Below are 986 nucleotides of genomic sequence, written 5' to 3' on the forward strand. Positions count from 1 at the left end.
TGAGGTTTCCCCAGAAGCGTGGAGGCATCGACAATAGGGAATGAGATGCCAGAGAAGCGTAAGAAGTACGACCGGGAGTTCCGTGAGGGAGCTGTGCGGATCGTCGAAGAGACAGGTAAGCCGATCGCGCAGATTGCCCGAGATCTCGGCGTGAACGAGGGCACCCTGGGGAACTGGGTGACCCGGGCCCGCGAGGCGCGGGAGGGGCGTGGGGAGTTGTCCAAAGACGACTTTGACGAACTGAAACGGCTCCGCGCCGAGAACGCCGAACTCCGCATGGAGCGTGATGTCCTCAAGCGATCGGTGGTCCTGTGGGTGAAGGAGGCGACGAAGTGAGCGTGGCACGCTTCATCGCTGACCAAAGGACCAACTACCGAGTGCCGCACACCGTGGTCTGTGCCCTGCTGGGGGTGTCGCTGGCGTGGTTCTACAAATGGCTCCGACGCGCCCAGGGTCCCGGTGCCACCGCGGGGTTGTTCACCGACACCGACCGGCGCCGCGATACCGTCGATCGCGCTGTGCGAGTCGCGTTCGACAAGGCCAAAGGCTTACACGGGTCGCCCCGGCTGCGTGCCGATCTGGGGGCCGAGGGCTGGGTGCTGTCCAAGAAGACCGTGGCCGACTCGATGCGCCGGCAGGGGCTTATCGCCCGGGTCGTCAAGCGCCGTGGCGGGCTGACCCGTCAAGACCGGACCGCGGCGAAGTTTCCCGATCTGGTCTGCCGTGATTTCACCGCGCCAGCACCGAATGTCAAATGGGTGGGCGATATCACCGAGATCCCGACCGGGGAGGGCAAACTGTATCTGGCGACGGTGATCGACTTGTATTCCCGCCGGCTGCTCGGCGCGGCAACCAGTGTCCACCCCGATGCCGAGTTGGCCCGGGCAGCGATCCAGATGGCTGTCGCCGCCCGCGGCGGAAAGGCTGCGCTGTGGCGCGAAAAGGAGTCCGAGCGGGTGATCTTCCATACCGACCGTGGCAGCACC

The 986-nt window shown here is 65.2% G+C and carries 2 protein-coding genes; both read left to right on the forward strand.

Going from position 1 to position 986, the window contains the following annotated elements:
• Positions 1–45: 45 nt before the first annotated feature.
• The gene (locus tag ACQ260_RS17290; protein ID WP_432560710.1) at positions 46–336 is read left to right on the forward strand and encodes a transposase; all 291 of its coding nucleotides are present in this window, start codon (positions 46–48) and stop codon (positions 334–336) included.
• Positions 333–986: DDE-type integrase/transposase/recombinase (locus ACQ260_RS17295; RefSeq protein ID WP_432560711.1), on the forward strand; the 654-nt coding region annotated here is incomplete at its 3' end. The genes ACQ260_RS17290 and ACQ260_RS17295, both read left to right, overlap by 4 nt.

It is taken from the genome of Ammonicoccus luteus (assembly GCF_050880385.1).
Classification (GTDB): domain Bacteria; phylum Actinomycetota; class Actinomycetes; order Propionibacteriales; family Propionibacteriaceae; genus Enemella.